This is a genomic window from Actinoallomurus acanthiterrae (assembly GCF_054775715.1).
The window spans coordinates 8,315,705-8,331,597 of sequence record NZ_BAAHCO010000001.1 but is presented as its reverse complement, the minus strand read 5'-3'; the positions used below and the strand labels follow the sequence as shown (position 1 = coordinate 8,331,597).

The 15,893-nt window shown below is 69.8% G+C and carries 12 protein-coding genes; 6 read left to right on the top strand and 6 right to left on the bottom strand.

The genetic code is table 11. The annotated features are described in order from the left end of the window. The first annotated feature begins 69 nt into the window (after window positions 1-69). Complete coding sequence (locus ACYVF7_RS39225) at window positions 70-906, top strand: alpha/beta fold hydrolase (RefSeq protein WP_460350755.1); 837 nt, start codon at window positions 70-72, stop codon at window positions 904-906. Next, the gene (locus ACYVF7_RS39220) at window positions 894-2,150 is read left to right on the top strand and encodes a hypothetical protein (RefSeq protein ID WP_460350753.1); all 1,257 of its coding nucleotides are present in this window, start codon (window positions 894-896) and stop codon (window positions 2,148-2,150) included. The genes ACYVF7_RS39225 and ACYVF7_RS39220 overlap by 13 nt, the downstream gene beginning before the upstream one ends. On the opposite strand, the gene ACYVF7_RS39215 is transcribed toward ACYVF7_RS39220, so the two are convergent. After that, on the bottom strand, window positions 2,128-2,709 hold the full coding sequence (locus tag ACYVF7_RS39215) for an SACE_7040 family transcriptional regulator (protein ID WP_460350748.1): 582 nt from the start codon (window positions 2,707-2,709) through the stop codon (window positions 2,128-2,130). The genes ACYVF7_RS39220 and ACYVF7_RS39215 overlap by 23 nt on opposite strands. 73 nt (window positions 2,710-2,782) lie before the next feature. Here ACYVF7_RS39215 and ACYVF7_RS39210 point away from each other — a divergent pair, with 73 nt between their 5' ends. The 4 genes from ACYVF7_RS39210 to ACYVF7_RS39195 all read left to right on the top strand — a co-directional run bounded on the left by ACYVF7_RS39210 (window position 2,783) and on the right by ACYVF7_RS39195 (window position 8,541). Continuing rightward, on the top strand, window positions 2,783-4,390 hold the full coding sequence (locus tag ACYVF7_RS39210; RefSeq protein ID WP_460350746.1) for a carboxyl transferase domain-containing protein: 1,608 nt from the start codon (window positions 2,783-2,785) through the stop codon (window positions 4,388-4,390). A 2-nt stretch (window positions 4,391-4,392) separates the two neighbouring features. Next, window positions 4,393-6,381 carry an acetyl/propionyl/methylcrotonyl-CoA carboxylase subunit alpha gene (locus ACYVF7_RS39205; protein WP_460350744.1) on the top strand — a complete coding sequence of 663 codons (1,989 nt, stop codon included), beginning with the start codon at window positions 4,393-4,395 and terminating at the stop codon, window positions 6,379-6,381. Window positions 6,382-6,463: 82 nt separating this feature from the next. Further along, complete coding sequence (locus ACYVF7_RS39200) at window positions 6,464-7,396, top strand: hydroxymethylglutaryl-CoA lyase (RefSeq protein WP_460350742.1); 933 nt, start codon at window positions 6,464-6,466, stop codon at window positions 7,394-7,396. Continuing rightward, window positions 7,393-8,541, top strand: coding sequence for an acyl-CoA dehydrogenase family protein (locus ACYVF7_RS39195; protein WP_460350740.1), 1,149 nt, complete (start codon window positions 7,393-7,395; stop codon window positions 8,539-8,541). Before ACYVF7_RS39200 ends, ACYVF7_RS39195 begins: the two co-directional genes overlap by 4 nt. Before the next feature lie 80 nt (window positions 8,542-8,621). Here the strand turns inward: ACYVF7_RS39195 and ACYVF7_RS39190 are convergent, their stop codons facing one another. The 5 genes from ACYVF7_RS39190 to ACYVF7_RS39170 all read right to left on the bottom strand — a co-directional run bounded on the left by ACYVF7_RS39190 (window position 8,622) and on the right by ACYVF7_RS39170 (window position 15,286). After that, a complete protein-coding gene (locus ACYVF7_RS39190) occupies window positions 8,622-10,355 on the bottom strand; it encodes a DUF262 domain-containing protein (protein WP_460350738.1) in 1,734 nt (577 codons plus the stop codon). A 9-nt stretch (window positions 10,356-10,364) separates the two neighbouring features. Continuing rightward, window positions 10,365-11,333, bottom strand: coding sequence for a hypothetical protein (locus tag ACYVF7_RS39185; RefSeq protein WP_460350736.1), 969 nt, complete (start codon window positions 11,331-11,333; stop codon window positions 10,365-10,367). Next, complete coding sequence (locus ACYVF7_RS39180) at window positions 11,323-12,576, bottom strand: AAA family ATPase (protein WP_460350734.1); 1,254 nt, start codon at window positions 12,574-12,576, stop codon at window positions 11,323-11,325. The genes ACYVF7_RS39185 and ACYVF7_RS39180 overlap by 11 nt, the downstream gene beginning before the upstream one ends. A 96-nt stretch (window positions 12,577-12,672) precedes the next feature. Then, on the bottom strand, window positions 12,673-13,920 hold the full coding sequence (locus ACYVF7_RS39175) for an RDD family protein (RefSeq protein ID WP_460350732.1): 1,248 nt from the start codon (window positions 13,918-13,920) through the stop codon (window positions 12,673-12,675). A gap of 85 nt (window positions 13,921-14,005) precedes the next feature. Next, window positions 14,006-15,286 (bottom strand): MFS transporter, encoded by a 1,281-nt coding sequence (locus tag ACYVF7_RS39170; RefSeq protein WP_460350730.1) that lies wholly within the window; start codon window positions 15,284-15,286, stop codon window positions 14,006-14,008. Window positions 15,287-15,893 lie beyond the last annotated feature (607 nt).

Below are 15,893 nucleotides of genomic sequence, written 5' to 3'. Positions count from 1 at the left end.
GTACTTTCCGTGGAAATCCGGCGACGCTGTGCGATGATGACGGTCATCCCGATTCTCGGCTGGAGCGCGATGGATGCCCTGGAGATCGGCACGCTCGCGGTGCCCGGCGCGACACTGCACTATGAGGTACGCGGCGCGGGGCCCCTGCTGTTACTCATCGCCGGAGGAGCCTCGGACGCGGCCGTGTTCGGACCGATGGCGGCGGTCCTCGCCGCCCGCCACCGCGTGGTCTCCTACGATCCGCGCGGCAACTCCCGCAGCTGCCTTCACGGGCCGCCGGCCGACCAGCGGGTCGACGTCCACGCCGACGACGCCCATCGCCTGCTCGACCATCTGTCCGCCGACGGAGAGCCGGTGCGTGTGTTCGGGGGGTGCGCGGGCGGGCTCGTCGCGCTCGAACTCGCGATCCGCCATCCCGAGCGGGTCCGTACGGTGGTCGCCCACGAGCCACCCGTGATGGCGCTGCTGCCGGACGCGGAGGCTCACCGGGCGTTCTTCGACGAGGTACACGCGGTGTTCCGTCGCGAGGGCGTGGCATCGGCGCTGGACAGGCTCAGCGGCATCTTCGGCGGCCGTCCCGCGCCGGCATTGCCCGAAGCCGGCGACAACAACGCGTTCTTCCTCGCCCACGTCGTCCGGCCGTTCACCCGTCACGTCCCCGATCTCGCCGCGCTCCGCACCGTGGGGGAGCGGATCGTGATGGCGGGCGGCGAAGACTCGCGTACGTACACCGTCCACCGCCCGGCGGTCGCCCTCGCCGAGCGGCTCGGTCACCGCCCGGTGCTCTTCCCCGGCGGCCATGTCGGCTACGCGAAGAATCCCGTCGCCTTCGCCGGGCGGCTCGTCGAGGTGTTCGCGGCCACGGCCGCATCGCGAGATCGAGGGGCGATGACATGCGGATCGTGATGGGGGCGCAGAACTGCGGCTTTGGCCCGGCGGCCGAACTGGTCGCGGTCTCCCGGCTGCTGGCCGGCCATGAGAGGGTGTTCGTCGGTGACGGGGTGGCGGCGCTGTTCGCGCGCCGCAACGCCGACGCCTTCGACGAGGTCCACGATGCGCCGGGCACCGCGTCCGCGTCGATCGACGGCCTGGTCGAGGCCGGTGACCTGGTGATCTCGGTGATGGACGCCGACCTGGTCCTGCGGGCCGCCGTGGCGGGCCGTCCGGTCGTCATGGTGGACAGCCTGTTCGGTTTCTGGTTGCTCCGCCGCCCCGCGGCGGCCGTCCACGACCTGTGCGCAAGCCTGCCGCGTTCGTCCTTCGCGGCGGCCGACCGGCACCTGGCCGGTCTGTCCCCGCACGAGCGGGTCATCGCGGCGCACCTGCTCGCCACGCACAGTGTCGTGCAGAACTTCCCCGGCGTATCCAAGCGGGTGGCCGAGTTCGCCGCTCTCGGTATCGGCCCCGAGATCCACCTGACCGGCTCGATCATCGACCTGGAAGGGCTGCGGCACCTGCCGGTCGATGCCGATCCCGGATGCGACCTGCTGATCAACGTCGGCGGATTTCAGAACTTCCTGCTGGACTTCGACGTCAACAACGACTATCTGCGGCTGCTCCACCGGTGGATTCCGGACCTGCTGCGCGACTGGCCGCGATTCGCGCGCGTCCTGGTGTGCGGCGGGCCCTTCGGACCGGGCCGCGAGCAGACGATCTCGGTCGCGGGCCGTCGCGCGGACTGTCGTCTCCTGGCACAGCGTGACCTGCTGCGGCGTGCGGCGGCCGTTCCGGACTACCTGCTCGCTCCGGGGCTGACGGCGCTGCACGAGGCGATGGCCCTCGGGCGGCTGCCGCTGGCTCTGCCCGAACAGCACTACGCGCACGTCTTCACGATCCGGCGGCTCGCCGACACGCTCTTCGGCCGGTCGGCCGGCCGGTTCGCCGATGTCCTGCCGCATCATCCGGTGCCGGAGGACGACCTCGCCGGCACCGCGGCCATCGTCTCGATCGCCGGCCGGATCCATGACGACGACGGGCTCTACCGGTGCTTCCGGGGCACGTTCAACGAACGGATCGAGCACTACGTCTCTCTCGATCCGGAACGGCGTACGGAGGGCGTGGCGGAACTGCGCGAGGCGCTCGGCGGCGACCCGCTCCCGTCGGTGATCGCCAAGCTCGTCCCGCGACCTACGGCCGGAACGCGCCGGTGAGGGCGTCGGAGGCCATGGCGTGCAGGAGCCCCGCCATCGCGTCGCGGCTGAGGTCGCCGGTGCTGTGCGGAGTGGAGTTGAGCAGGCCGAAGACCGCGTGGGTGGCGGAGCGGGCGCGGTCGTCGGGCGCCTCCGGGTGGATGAGGCGCAGGACCTGGACCCATTCCTCCGCGTAGGCGCGCTGCAGGCGGCGGATCTCGCGGCGCTGCGGCTGGGGGACGTTGCCCAGTTCCCGTACGTGGACCGTGATGAGGGCGGGGTTGTCGAGCGCGAAGTCGATGTGCCAGCGCAGCAGCGCGTCCAGGGCCAGGGCCGGGCTCTCGGCGGCCTCGACGCGGCGTCCGCCCTCGGTGAAGAGGCGTTCGCTGATGTCGAGGAGCATCTCGGCGAGCAGGGCCTCCTTGCCGCGGAAATGCCGGTACAGCGCCGGTCCGGTGAGGCCGACGGCCCGCCCCAGGTCGCCGATGGACACGCCGTGGTAGCCGCGCCGGGCGAACAGCTCCGCCGCCGCGGAGAGGATCTCCAGCCGGCGGGTCGGTGGAGCGGTCGCCTCGGCCATGTCCAAGAGTCTAGACGGTGCTGTTAACGTTGATTAACATCGGACTTGTTAACGATCGTTAACAGGAGGGCCTGTGGTGGAAGCTCCGCGGCTGGGGAGCCGCGCGGACGTACGTGGGGCGGCATTCCAGCGCAACGCCGAGGAGAACCTCGCGCTCGCCGGCGAGTTGCGCGAGCGCCTGGATCGGGCGGCCCAAGGTGGCCCCGAACGCTCCCGGCAGAGGCACGTCGCGCGGGGCAAGCTGCTGCCACGGGACCGGGTGGACGCCCTGCTCGACCCGGGCTCGCCGTTCCTGGAGCTGTCGCCGCTGGCGGCGACCGGGATGTACGACGACGAGGCCCCGGCGGCGGGCATCATCACCGGCGTCGGTCGGGTGTCCGGGCGCGAGTGCGTGGTCGTGGCCAACGACGCGACGGTCAAGGGCGGCACGTACTACCCGGTCACGGTGAAGAAGCACCTGCGCGCCCAGGAGGTCGCGCTGCACAACCGGCTGCCGTGCGTCTACCTCGTCGACTCCGGGGGAGCGTTCCTGCCCCGGCAGGACGAGGTCTTCCCCGACCGCGAGCACTTCGGCCGGATCTTCTTCAACCAGGCGACGATGTCCGAGCGGGGCATCCCGCAGATCGCCGCCGTGCTCGGCTCCTGCACCGCCGGCGGCGCGTACGTCCCGGCGATGAGCGACGAGACCGTCATCGTCCGGGAACAGGGAACGATCTTCCTCGGCGGCCCGCCGCTGGTGAAGGCCGCCACCGGAGAGGTCGTCAGCGCGGAGGAACTGGGCGGCGGGGACGTGCACTCGCGCGTCTCGGGCGTCGTCGACCACCTCGCCGACGACGACGCCCATGCCCTGCGCATCGTCCGGTCCATCGTCGCCACGCTCGAGCCGCCCGGACCCGCGCCGTGGGCCGTCCTGAAGTCCGAGGAGCCCGCCGCCGACCCCGCGGAGCTGCGCGGCATCGTCCCGCCCGACCCCCGGACGCCGTACGACGTGCGCGAGGTGATCGCGCGGATCGTGGACGGCAGCCGGTTCCACGAGTTCAAGGAGCGGTACGGGCCGACGCTCGTCACCGGCTTCGCCCACATCCACGGGCAGCCCGTCGGGATCGTCGCGAACAACGGCATCCTGTTCAGCGAGTCGGCGCTCAAGGGGGCGCACTTCATCGAGCTGTGCGACCGGCGGTCGATCCCGCTGGTGTTCCTGCAGAACATCACCGGGTTCATGGTCGGCCGGGAGTACGAGGCCAGTGGCATCGCCAAGCACGGGGCCAAGATGGTCACCGCCGTGGCGTGCGCGCGGGTGCCGAAGCTGACGGTCATCATCGGCGGGTCGTTCGGCGCGGGGAACTACGCGATGTGCGGCCGCGCCTACTCGCCGCGTTTCCTCTGGATGTGGCCGAACGCCCGGATCTCGGTCATGGGCGGGGAGCAGGCCGCGTCGGTGCTGGCGACCGTACGCCGCGACCAGCTCGGCGACGAGTGGCCGGCCGAGGAGGAAGAGGAGTTCAAGAAGCCGATCCGGGAACAGTACGAGCGTCAGGGCAGCCCCTACTACTCCACGGCGCGGATCTGGGACGACGGCGTGATCGACCCTCTCGACACACGCAGGGTGCTCGGCCTCGCCCTGGCGGCCTGCGCCAACGCCCCACTCGAACCCGTCGGCTACGGCATCTTCCGGATGTGACCATGTTCGACTCCGTCCTGATCGCCAATCGCGGCGAGATCGCCTGCCGGATCATCCGTACGCTGCGGCGGCTGGGGATCCGGTCCGTGGTGACCTACACCGACGCCGACGCGGACGCCCGGCACGTACGGGAGGCCGACGCGGCCCAGTGGGTGCGCGGCTATCTCGACGTCGACGACGTCGTCGGGGCGGCCGTACGGGCGGGCGCCGAGGCGGTGCACCCCGGGTACGGCTTCCTCGCCGAGAACCCCGACCTCGCCCGCGCGTGCGCCGAGCACGGGATCGTCTTCGTCGGCCCGCCGCCGGACGCGATCGCCGCCATGGGCGACAAGATCCGGGCCAAGCGGACGGTCGCCGCCGCGGGCGTCCCCGTCGTGCCGGGGCGCGACGAGGCGGGGCTGAGCGACGACGAGCTGGCCGCCGCGGCGATGGAGGTCGGCCTGAACGCAGGCGCGGCCGTGCTGCTCAAGCCGTCGGCGGGCGGTGGCGGCAAGGGCATGCGCCGGGTCGAGGACCCCGGTGGGCTGCGGGACGCCATCGCGGCATCCCGGCGAGAGGCGCTCGGGGCGTTCGGCGACGACACGCTGCTCGTCGAGCGCTACATCGACAACCCCCGGCACATCGAGATCCAGGTGTTCGCCGACGCGCACGGCGACGCCGTCCACCTCGGCGAGCGCGAGTGCAGCCTGCAGCGCCGCCACCAGAAGATCGTCGAAGAGGCGCCGTCGCCGCTGCTCGGCACCGGCCCGGAGGGCGAGCGGATCCGCGCCGCGATGGGTGCGAGCGCCGTCGCCGCCGCGAAGGCCGTCGGCTACGTCGGTGCGGGCACGGTCGAGTACATCGTCTCCGCCGACCGTCCCGACGAGTACTTCTTCATGGAGATGAACACCCGCCTGCAGGTCGAGCACCCGGTGACCGAGATGGCCGTCGCGATCGGCGACCGGCCGGGATTGGACCTGGTAGAGCTACAGCTGCGGGTCGCCGCGGGGGAGCCGCTGCCGTTCGCGCAGGACGCGGTCGCGTTCGCCGGGCACGCGGTCGAGGCTCGGGTGTACGCCGAGGACCCCGCCCGGGGCTTCCTGCCCACCGGCGGGCGGGTGCTGCTGCTGGCCGAGCCCGCCGGTCCCGGCGTCCGGGTCGACTCCGGCCTGGTCGAGGGGACCGTCGTCGGCGGCTCGTACGACCCGATGCTGGCCAAGGTCATCGCCGCCGGGCCGGACCGCGCGACCGCGCTGCGCCGGCTGGACCGCGCGCTCGCCTCGTACACGCTGCTGGGCGTCGGGACGAACGTCGCGTTCCTGAGGTCCCTGCTGACCGACCCCGACGTGGTCGCCGGGCGGCTCGACACCGGCCTGGTCGAGCGCCGCCCCGCCGAGCCGGCCGAGGAGATCCCCGAAGACGTCCTCGCTGCCGCGGCCCTGGAGCGGATGCTCGCGCTGGAGGTGCCCGACCCCGGCCCCTGGGACGTCCTGGACGGCTGGCGCGTCGGCCGGCCCGCCTGGACGACCTGGCGGATCGCCGGACGCGAGGTGCGGATCCGCGGCCGGGCCGCCGACGCGGAGGTGTCGGTCGACGGCGCCGAGCCCGTACGGGTCGCGGCCCGCCGCCACGGCGCCGACCTGGTCGTCGACTACGCCGGGGACCGCACGCGCTTCGTGTGCGCCCGCGACGGGGACGTCTGCCGGCTCGGCCGGGACGGCCGGGTCTGGTCGCTCGAGGAGACCGAACCCCTCGCCGCGCGGGCCACCGAGACCACCGTCTCCGCCGGTGCCGTGCGCAGCCCCATGCCCGGCACCGTCGCGGCCGTCAAGGCGGCCGACGGCGACGAGGTGGTGGCCGGTCAGCCGCTCGTGATCGTCGAGGCGATGAAGATGGAGCACACCGTCACCGCGCCGGTCGACGGCGTCGTCAGCGGGCTGACCGTACAGCCCGGCGCGCAGGTCGCCCTCGACGAGGTCCTCGCCGTCGTCACCCCGAAGGGAGATCGCTGATGCACGTACCGCTGGATGGCCTGCCGTCCAGGGTCACGGTCTCCGGGGTCCTCGCCGTCGTCACCCCGAAGGGAGATCGCTGATGCGCGTACCGCTCGAGGGCCTGCCGCCCCGGGTCACCGTCTATGAGGTCGGGGCGCGGGACGGCCTGCAGAACGAATCGGCGATCGTCCCGGTCGAGGTCAAGCGGGAGTTCATCACCCGGCTCGCCGGGGCCGGACTGCGGGTGATCGAGGCGACGAGCTTTGTTCATCCGAAGTGGGTGCCGCAGCTGGCCGACGCCGCCGAACTGCTCGGCGGGCTGGAGCGCGCCGAGGGCGTCCGCTATCCGGTACTCGTCCCGAACGAGCGCGGCCTGGACCGGGCGCTCGACGCTGGCGTCACCGAGATCGCGATCTTCGGCAGCGCGACCGAGACGTTCGCCCGGCGCAACCTCAACCGGACGATCGACGAGTCGGTGGAGATGTTCGCGCCCGTCGTCGAGCGGGCCCGCGCGGCCGGCCTCGACGTGCGCGCGTACGTCTCGATGTGCTTCGGCGACCCGTGGGAGGGCGACGTGCCGATCGAGCAGGTCGTCTCGGTCGCCACCCGCCTGCTCGACCTCGGCTGCACGGAACTCTCCCTCGGCGACACCATCGGCGTCGCCACACCCGGGCACGTCACGGCCCTCATCGGCGCGCTGCCGGCGGCGGGCGTCGACGTCGACCGGATCGGCGTGCACTTCCACGACACTTACGGGCAGGCGCTGGCCAACACCCTGGCCGCCCTGCGCTGCGGCGTCACCACCGTCGACGCCTCGGCGGGCGGCCTCGGCGGCTGCCCGTACGCCAAAAGCGCGACAGGGAACCTGGCCACCGAGGACCTCGTGTGGATGCTCGACGGCCTGGGCATCGAGACCGGCGTCGACGTGCGCCGCCTCGCCGAGACGAGCCTCTGGATGGCCGAACGCCTCGGACGCCCCAGCCCGTCCCGCGTCGTCCAGGCCCTGTCCAAAGAGCAAGGGAGCGACCAATGATCGGATTCACCCTCGACGAGGAGTACGAGGCGCTGCGCCGCACCGTCGAGACGTTCGCCCGCGACGAGGTGGCGCCGGTCATCGGCGACTACTACGAGCGGGGCGCGTTCGCGTACGACATCGTCGCCCGGATGGGGAAGATGGGGCTCTTCGGGCTGCCCTTCCCCGAGGAGTACGGCGGGATGGGCGGCGACTACTTCGCGCTGTGCGTCGCGCTGGAAGAGCTCGCCCGCGTCGACTCCTCGGTCGCCATCACCCTCGAGGCGGGCGTCTCCCTGGGCGCCATGCCGATCTTCCGGTTCGGCACCGAGGAGCAGAAGCGCGAGTGGCTGCCGCGCCTGTGCTCGGGTGAGCGGCTGGCCGCCTTCGGGCTGACCGAGCCCGGCGGCGGCACCGACGTGCCCGGCGGCATGCGCACCACCGCGCGGCTCGAGGACGGGCACTGGGTCATCAACGGGTCCAAGGCGTTCATCACCAACGCGGGCACCGACGTCACGGTCGCGGTCACGGTGGCCGCGCTGACCGGCGAGGGTGAGATCTCCACGATCATCGTGCCGTCGGGCACCCCCGGCTTCACCGTAGGGAAGAAGTACTCCAAGGTCGGCTGGAACGCCTCCGACACCCGCGAACTGTCCTTCACCGACGTCCGCGTCCCCGAGGAGAACCTCGTGGGGGAGCGCGGCCGGGGCTACGCGCAGTTCCTGCGGATCCTCGACGAGGGCCGCATCGCGATCGCCGCGCTCTCGGTCGGCCTCGCCCAGGGCTGCGTCGACGAGTGCCTGAAGTACGTGCGCGAGCGCGAGGCGTTCGGCCGGGCGATCGGCGAGTACCAGGCCATCCAGTTCAAAATCGCGGACATGGAGACGCGGGCGCACACGGCACGGCTCGCCTACTACGCGGCGGCGTCCCGGCTGCTGGCCGGGGAGCCCTTCAAGAAGGAGGCCGCCATCGCCAAACTCGTCGCCTCCAACGCCGCGATGGACAACGCCCGCGACGCCACCCAGATCTTCGGCGGCTACGGCTTCATGAACGAGTACCCGGTCGGCCGCTTCTACCGCGACGCCAAGATCCTCGAAGTCGGCGAGGGCACCTCCGAGGTCCAGCGAATGCTCATCGCCCGCCACCTGGGTCTGCCTGCCCGCTGAAGCCCAGCGTCATCCAGCAGGCTGAGTGCTGTCTTCGGTGGGCCCCTCGTCTCCGAGGGGCCCACCGAAGACAGCACGGGTCATTCCGTGTCGATCTCTGCGCCGCCGTAATCGCTCGGTTCGGCGGCAGCTGCGATCGTGTCGATGAACCGCCGCTCCTGTTTCGCCAGTTCGGCACCGCGCAGGTCGATGAACTCTTCCTCCGCACCGGTGGCCAGCCTCGCGAGCGCTTCGTCGGAGACGCCGAGAATTCCTTTTTCGTAAGCCCTTCTCAAACTGTTGATCATGTACTGCCGGGAGTTGGACCCTGGGCTTGGCTGAAGCACGACGCGGTTGGCCGGATGGGAGCCGTTGGACAAGCCCGCCTTGTTGGAGATACGCCGGAAGGCAGCAGTGTCGAGCCGGCGGATCACATCGATCGCCTGGTATTCCGCTCCCGTCACGCTGTATCGAACCGGGAACTCGCGCAACTCCCAGAGCAGATAGGCCCTGACCCGCGCACTTCGCAGATCGAACTTGTCCGGAAAGGATCGGGGACGCTGATCGGCGAAATCGAACATCCCCTGGCTTCCGGCGAAGTCCTTTAGTTCCTTGTGCCCCGTGGCGAATGCCCGCATGTCCTGGATCGATTGCCTGCTAGTGGTCGAGTTCATGCTGGCGAACTGTCCTGACCATGACGTGATCCAGAACCAACGGATCAGCCCGCCGACCTGCTCGTCGGAAGGGGCGGGGCAGAGATGGAAGAACAGGGTCAGCAGCATCAACTGGTTGTTGTAGGGGATGAGGCGGGCAAGTGGCACCCCCACCCGGTCCCGGAGGAAGGCCACCGCCAGAGAGAGGGCGCGATCGGCGTCTTCTACCGCCTGCGAGACCTTGCCTTCGACTCTGCGGGCCAGCACGTCCCAGCGGGCTCCGGTGACCTCCTCCTCACCCGCGACCGCCAACACTGCGCGGAAGCCCGTCGTGGAGTTGATCTGCCCGAATCCCTCCTCGGCGATGTGCTCCAGGATCGCGTCGATACGGTTGGCCAGGCTCTCCTCGCCGCCGCCCTTGTAGGTCAGCGCCGAGACCATCTGGTCGGGGCTCATCGCCTGGCCCTTGCTGTTGACCCGGGAGAACACCTCTACCGCCTGCGCGAGACTCCCGCCGAGCAGCGTCACTACTGAGATTTTGTACGACTTGATGCGCTGGGCCACCTGCTCGGCCTCTTCGATCAATTCGTCGTACTCCTGGCCTTCGTAGCTCTTCGAGAGGTTGCGGGCGTAGGCGAGGAAGTCGAGGGTTCTCCGGACCGAGCTCACCGGCAGATAGCTGGACGGGGGCGGCCCAGCTTTCTTCCAGTGGACGTACCGGTTGGCTCGGCTGTCTCCAAGACCCAGGATCCGGTAAATCTGCCAGAGCCACCGTGGTGCGTCGTCATCTTCGACGGTCTTGTCGGCCTCGGTGAGGTAAAGGCAGGAATAGAGGGTCGACAGCCGTTGATGTCCGTCGAGGACGTAGGTGGCCAACTCGCGCGGAGCTGTTGGGACGGACAGGCCGCCGACATGGTCCAGGCTCTCCAGTTCCAGGTCGGTCTCCCAGAGCAGCAGGCTGCCGATGGGATAGCCCCGCTCGATGCTGTCGAACAGGTCCAGCATCTGATCGGGCCGCCAGACGAACGGCCGCTGGAACTTCGGGATCCGCAACTGGCCCTTGCTGACCTCGGCGAGGTAGGTCTCGAGCAGATTGACGTCCGGTCGAACGCCGATCTCGCCGCCGGTCCCTTGATACCCGCCGGGGGCGGTCAGTCCGTGCTCGTCTTCGTGGGTGGCCATGACGTCTTCCTAGAGGATTCGTTGCACCAGGTCTAGGATCGCACGCAGCTCGTCGCATACTTCTGGGCCGAGCGCGGCGAAGTCTTCCTCGCCCAGGTTGCCTGCTTCGGCTTCGCGCAGGAGGATTGCCGTGAGGCCATCACCGAATCCCAGTCGGAGCACCACCCGGCTGGGCTCGGGTAGCGAAGCATAGAGGTCCTGCTGCTCGGGAGGGATTTCGAACCCCTCCCTTTTACGGTCGGCGAACCCTTTTTTCATGTCGAAGTGGGCTCGTTGTTCGGGAGTGAGCGTTTTCAGATGCCTGATTCGCTCAGCGACGACGCTGCGTTGCTCGGGCACTAAGGCCGCGGCAAGGATCCGGTTGGGCACATAGTTCTCCGCCTCGCGGAAGCGCAGGATGTGTCCGTTGATGCCGGCATCGCGGAGTTCATCGGCGACCGGCTCGTGCTTGGATGGCTCGTCCGGCGTCATGCGATCGCTGTCCAGAAGAAAGGTCACCCGGCTGGTCCGCTTGAAATCCTCATGCTCCTTCCGTGCGACCTTGGGAACCTCGCCGCTGCCTCCGCCCTGAACGAACTTGAGCCAGTGACATTCCTTTGCCTTGACGACTTTGCCGGCTCCGAAGACGTGTGCGATAGCCAGGACGAAGGCACCGTCCCCTTCCCCGTTCTCCACGACGAGTCGAGCGGCCGAGCCGAGATCGTCGACGTGGTCCGCCAGGCTCTCCCGCGTGACCGTCACCTTGGCGCGCCGAGACGGCTCGGCGGTCCATGTCTCGCTGACCATCCCCTTGCGTGCCAACTGGAGCCAGACATCCGCCCGCTTAGGCGCCTGTTCCCCGAAGTACTCCTCCATAAGGGGGACGTGATGCATGTCCACGACCCACTCATGCCTGTCTTGGGAGAAGTACTGAAGCAGTGTGACGATCAGTTCGAAGCCATCTTCAGTGAAGACATCAGCTGCCAGTTCAACCTTCATTACGCTCCCTGGCGAACTGTGCTTCGGCAAGCTTTTTGGTCTCCTCGAAGTCCTCAGAGAAGACCCCGCTGGGCCAGTAGTCCAGGTTGCCGAGTTCGTCGATCTTGATTCGACGTGCGTGTGAGGTGCCTTCGCGATGGTCAACGAAATAGACCGCCACGTCGTCGGGTGCGATCCTTTTTTCCGCGATGCGTCGGCGGAGCCGGAGCAGCAGCGTCTCGCTGTGCGTCTCGATCAGAAATCGTCCGTGTTGCGCGGCCGCCGTGATGAACAGGTCGGCGAGCAGGGCGTGGAACGCGGGATGAAGATGCAGTTCGGGTTCTTCCACCACCTGTAGCGTCCCGTCGTGCGGTTGAGCGGTCAGGTCCTGAGCGCGTTGCACGAGCAGAGGAAGCACCTGCGCGACGCCAGTGCCGGAGTCGAGGAGGTTGACTGCGAGATCCGGGTCCGTGGTCGACCGAAGATTGACCGCGTATAGCGGCCCTTGCGGCTCGATCTCGAGGCACCATCCCATCAAGCTGTCACCGAGGAGTTCGTTGACCTGCCGGATCAGCGCGCGTCCGCCTCGGACGTGGTCGTTGACGAGCATCCCGGCAGCGTTCTCTCCTGCGGCACCGACCTCGGCGGCGGTCCGAGAGGGAAGGCGGGTAAGGCGTGACGGGCGCTGCCGATAGGGGCCCAGATATCTAATCCGGCCAATTCCGGCAAAGGCGGAAAAAGATGCCTCGCCGAGATTGTGGTCAGTATATTTTTCGATGCTATTTCTTGGAAGGATCCCATGAAATTGCACCCTGCCCGTCATGGAAGGCTTCTGGCTCGAAGTCACTTCGTAGACATCGTCTCCCCCTTCGGGGGTCCACGTGAACCGAGCTTGCCAGCCGTTGTATTCGATCTCTAGTTCGCTGACGAACTGACTCTTCCTCTCGTCTACGTTCTGGATCGTCGCTCTAAGGTGGGTGGTGCGCCCGCTGCTTTCTGTGGTCATTTCCAGCTTGAGAGGGCGGTGCACGTTTCGCCCATAAACAAGATCCAGAAATTCCGGTGGGTCATCTCCCAGCCTGTCGAGATCGAGCGGAAGCTCCGAATCGGTACGAATGCCCGTTTCGATGATCAGTGGAAGCCTGGTGAGCGCACTTTTGCCGGAGTTGTTTTTGCCGAGGATGACGGTGATCGGTCGGAGTTCGATCTCCTGTCGTTCCTTGAAGGAGCGGTAGTTCTCCACCACCATGCGTACCAGGGCCATGGCGATCACTCTAATGGGAGATAACCAGGCCTCGTCAGGTCATTCGACTTTTGTCGCTTTTGTGCACGTTGAAGCGGTCTCGCCCGCTGAAAAACCTCATGACTCGTCTGGACGGACCCGCTCCTCCTGTGCCGGGGGCGGGACATGCGGGGCCTCCTGGCCGTACGTGTCCTGGAGCAGGTCGTATCGCGGCCGCGGCGGCGGCAGGGCCGGTGCGGGACCGGGGTCCGGAATCGGCGGTGCCTCCTCCCTGCCGGTAGCGGGATCCGGGAAAGGCGGTGCACCGTCCCGGGCCGGAGCGGTGTTCGGATTCGGGAGCGGCGGCGCCTCCTGGGGAGACCGGCCGGCCGCGCGTTCCTGGTATGCGTTCTTGATCCGGCCGCCCAGCCGCCGGCCCATGCCTTGGACACGCTGGGCGCGTTCGGACTCCACGACGCGCCGTACGTGATCGGACTGCGCGATGCGGGCGGCCTGCTCGCGGGCGGCGTCCCTGGCGACCTGCCCGGCCGCCTGGGCACCGTCCCAAGCGACGTGTCCCACCGCTTGGGCGCCCTCGCGGGCGACCTGCCCGGCCGCCTGCGCGCCGTCCCAGGCGATCTGCCCCGCGGCCTGGGCGCCGTCCCAGGCTTGCTCGGCGCCCTGACGTGCGGCGGCGACGGCGCGCTCGTACGTGCGGGCGCGGACGACGGCGGTTCCGGCCAGCAGGTCGGCGAGCGTGCGGCGGCGGCCGCCGAAGAGCGCGGGCAGGCTGTTGGCGGCGAAGACGCCGGCGGAGAGCATCCAGGTGGCCAGCGCGAGGACGAACTGGCTTTCCAGGAGGAGCATCCAGGCCAGGCAGTACAGTCCCGTCCCGCCCGCGGTGGTGACGAGGGCGCGGCGGAAGGCGCGCGCCTTGCCGGCGGCGTCGCCGTCGGCGGCGGCCCGGACGCGGATGTCCATTGCCGCCTTGCCGAGCGTGCGTCCCAGCCAGGCGTGCGCGGCGAACTGGTACAGCACCTGGATCGCGATGAGCAGGACGAGCGCCTGCTCGACGTCGCCGACGAACGTCGTCCACACGCCGGTGCCGAAGTCGGTCGCGGCCTTCTCCACGTCGCCGCCGGACAGCAGCAGGCCGCCGGTCGCGGACAGGGCCTTCCCCGGCAGGTCGTCCATGACGTATCCGTGTAGCCGTGCCCAGGTCAGCATGGCGAGCAGGACGGCGGCGCCCCACAGCAGCGCCGTGTCGATCCCCCAGGCCGTCAGTCGCCGGACGCGCGGCGCGGCGCCATCGGGAGGCTCCGGCTGCATCGGACCGGGGAACGGGGCCGGGAACAGGGGCGGCGGGACTGCGGGAGGGCCGGACACGACAGCGGAGTGTAGAGAAAGTGATCCGTTCTGTCAGCGTTCATGCCCGTCGCCGTCCAGACCCGGCCATAGCGGTCGTGCTTCCTCACCGGGCCGGAGCGGGAGGCGGCTCGGCGGCGGCGGTGCCCGGCGCGGGCCGCTCGGCGGGGGAATCGGTCGCCGGTGCGTCGAACAGGTGCCGTTTCGCGGTGTTGACGCCGGCGATCGCGCAGAGGAACAGTCCGAAGGACATGAAGGCCACGACGGCGCCGAGCCCGCCGAGCAGTGCGCCGGCGAACATCGGGCCGAGGGGCGCCAGGGACATCGCGGTGAAGCTGACGGTGTTCTGCACCCGGCCCTGCAGGTGGTCGGGGGTCATGCGCAGCAGCGTGCTGCCGAAGACGACGTTGAGGGCCGGGGTGAGCAGGCCGCTCAGCGCGATGAGCGCCCCGAGGACCAAGGGCCGCGAGGTGGTCGCCATCAGGAGCGCGAGGACGGCGTCGGCCCAGCAGACCGCCAGGACGATCTGCCGTGTGCCGAGGCGTCCGATCGCCCGCGGCGCGAAGAGGGAGCCGACCAGCGAGCCGAGCCCCGAGAGCGTGACGATGCTGCCCACGGACAGCCCGGACGAGCCACCCTCGTAGCTCGCCGCCACCGCGACCAGGACGATGCCGCCGTAGGTGAAGTTGGTCACCGTCGCGTTGAGCACGACGTTGCGCAGGTACGCCGAGCGCATCACGAAGCGGAGCCCCTCGGCGGTGTCCCTCCAGAATCCGGTGCCGGTCTCGCCGTCGCCCCGCCGCGCGGTCATGGGCGTGCGGATGGCCAGCACCGCGGCCATCGAGAAGAGGTACGAGCCCGCGTCGGCGACGAACGGGACCACAGGGGACAGTTCGAACAGCAGCCCGCCGAGCGCGGGTCCCGCCGTGTAGACGGCGGCGTTGCGGGCCTGGATCAGCGCGATGGCGGAGGCGAAGCGCTCCTCGGGCACGAGGCGTCGTACGGCGCCGCTCACGGCCCCGGCGAAGACGCTCGTGCAGGCGCCGTCGACCGCCGCGACGACGAGGATGAGCGGAAGCACCGTGCGGTGGACGGCCACCGAGTACGCCAGTGCCGCCATCCCGAGGGAGCGCACGATGTCGCAGGTGAGCATGGTCCGCCGCCGGTCGTGCCGGTCCGAGAGGGTGCCGCCGGGGAGCAGGAAGGCGACCTCCGCCACCCCTTTGACCAGACCGACCAGGCCCGCCTGGGCGGGGGAGTGGGTCAGGGAGAGGACGAGGAGCGGCAGTGCGAGGTACGACGCCTGCGATCCCAGTTTGGACAGTGCCTGCGCGATCCAGATGTCGCGGAACTCGCGGTTGGCGCGCAGCGGTTCGGAGGTTCTCACGCCATTCTCCCGATCGATGAGCGGCGGGTCTGCTGTGGTGTGGAAGGCGGCGGGTTTGCGGTGGTGCGGACGGCTGGGGGTCGCGGTGGTGCGGGCGGCGGGTTTGCGGTGGTGTGGGCGGCGGCGGGTCTGCTGTGGTGTGGAAGGCGGCGGGTTTGCGGTGGTGCGGACGGCTGGGGGTCGCGGTGGTGCGGGCGGCGGGTTTGCGGTGGTGTGGGCGGCGGGGGGTTGCGGTGGTGCGGACGGCGGGGAGTTGCGGTGGTGCGGATGGCGGGTCTGCCCGCGGGCGGGGGGCTGGTGTGGTGTGGGCGGCGGTGTCGGCGCCCCGCAGCGCCGGCACCGCCTTCGGAATGCCAGCACCGTGCCCGGTGGATCAGTGGGTCTGGATGCAGCAGATGCTGCTGGCCTGGCTGGACAGCTCCGCCGCGGGAGCCTCCTGCTCGAGGTTCTGCAGGTCGAGGATCGCCTTCATGTCTTTCACCTCCGTCCGAAGGGGAGTCCCGGGACGCGCGGGTCGCCGGGGGCGTGGGGCGGAGGGCCGCCGGCACTCGGAGAGGGCCGGCGACCCCCGCCGGAAGGGCCGACGCCGATCGGGCGTCGCCCGGTG

Bases quoted from the DNA above. Each gene is read 5' to 3' on its own strand.
- ACYVF7_RS39225 (WP_460350755.1), top strand. From the start codon at position 70: ATGGATGCCCTGGAGATCGGCACGCTCGCGGTGCCCGGCGCGACACTG.
- ACYVF7_RS39220 (WP_460350753.1), top strand. From the start codon at position 894: ATGCGGATCGTGATGGGGGCGCAGAACTGCGGCTTTGGCCCGGCGGCC.
- ACYVF7_RS39215 (WP_460350748.1), bottom strand. From the start codon at position 2,709: ATGGCCGAGGCGACCGCTCCACCGACCCGCCGGCTGGAGATCCTCTCC.
- ACYVF7_RS39205 (WP_460350744.1), top strand. From the start codon at position 4,393: ATGTTCGACTCCGTCCTGATCGCCAATCGCGGCGAGATCGCCTGCCGG.
- ACYVF7_RS39200 (WP_460350742.1), top strand. From the start codon at position 6,464: ATGCGCGTACCGCTCGAGGGCCTGCCGCCCCGGGTCACCGTCTATGAG.
- ACYVF7_RS39195 (WP_460350740.1), top strand. From the start codon at position 7,393: ATGATCGGATTCACCCTCGACGAGGAGTACGAGGCGCTGCGCCGCACC.
- ACYVF7_RS39190 (WP_460350738.1), bottom strand. From the start codon at position 10,355: ATGGCCACCCACGAAGACGAGCACGGACTGACCGCCCCCGGCGGGTAT.
- ACYVF7_RS39185 (WP_460350736.1), bottom strand. From the start codon at position 11,333: ATGAAGGTTGAACTGGCAGCTGATGTCTTCACTGAAGATGGCTTCGAA.
- ACYVF7_RS39180 (WP_460350734.1), bottom strand. From the start codon at position 12,576: ATGGCCCTGGTACGCATGGTGGTGGAGAACTACCGCTCCTTCAAGGAA.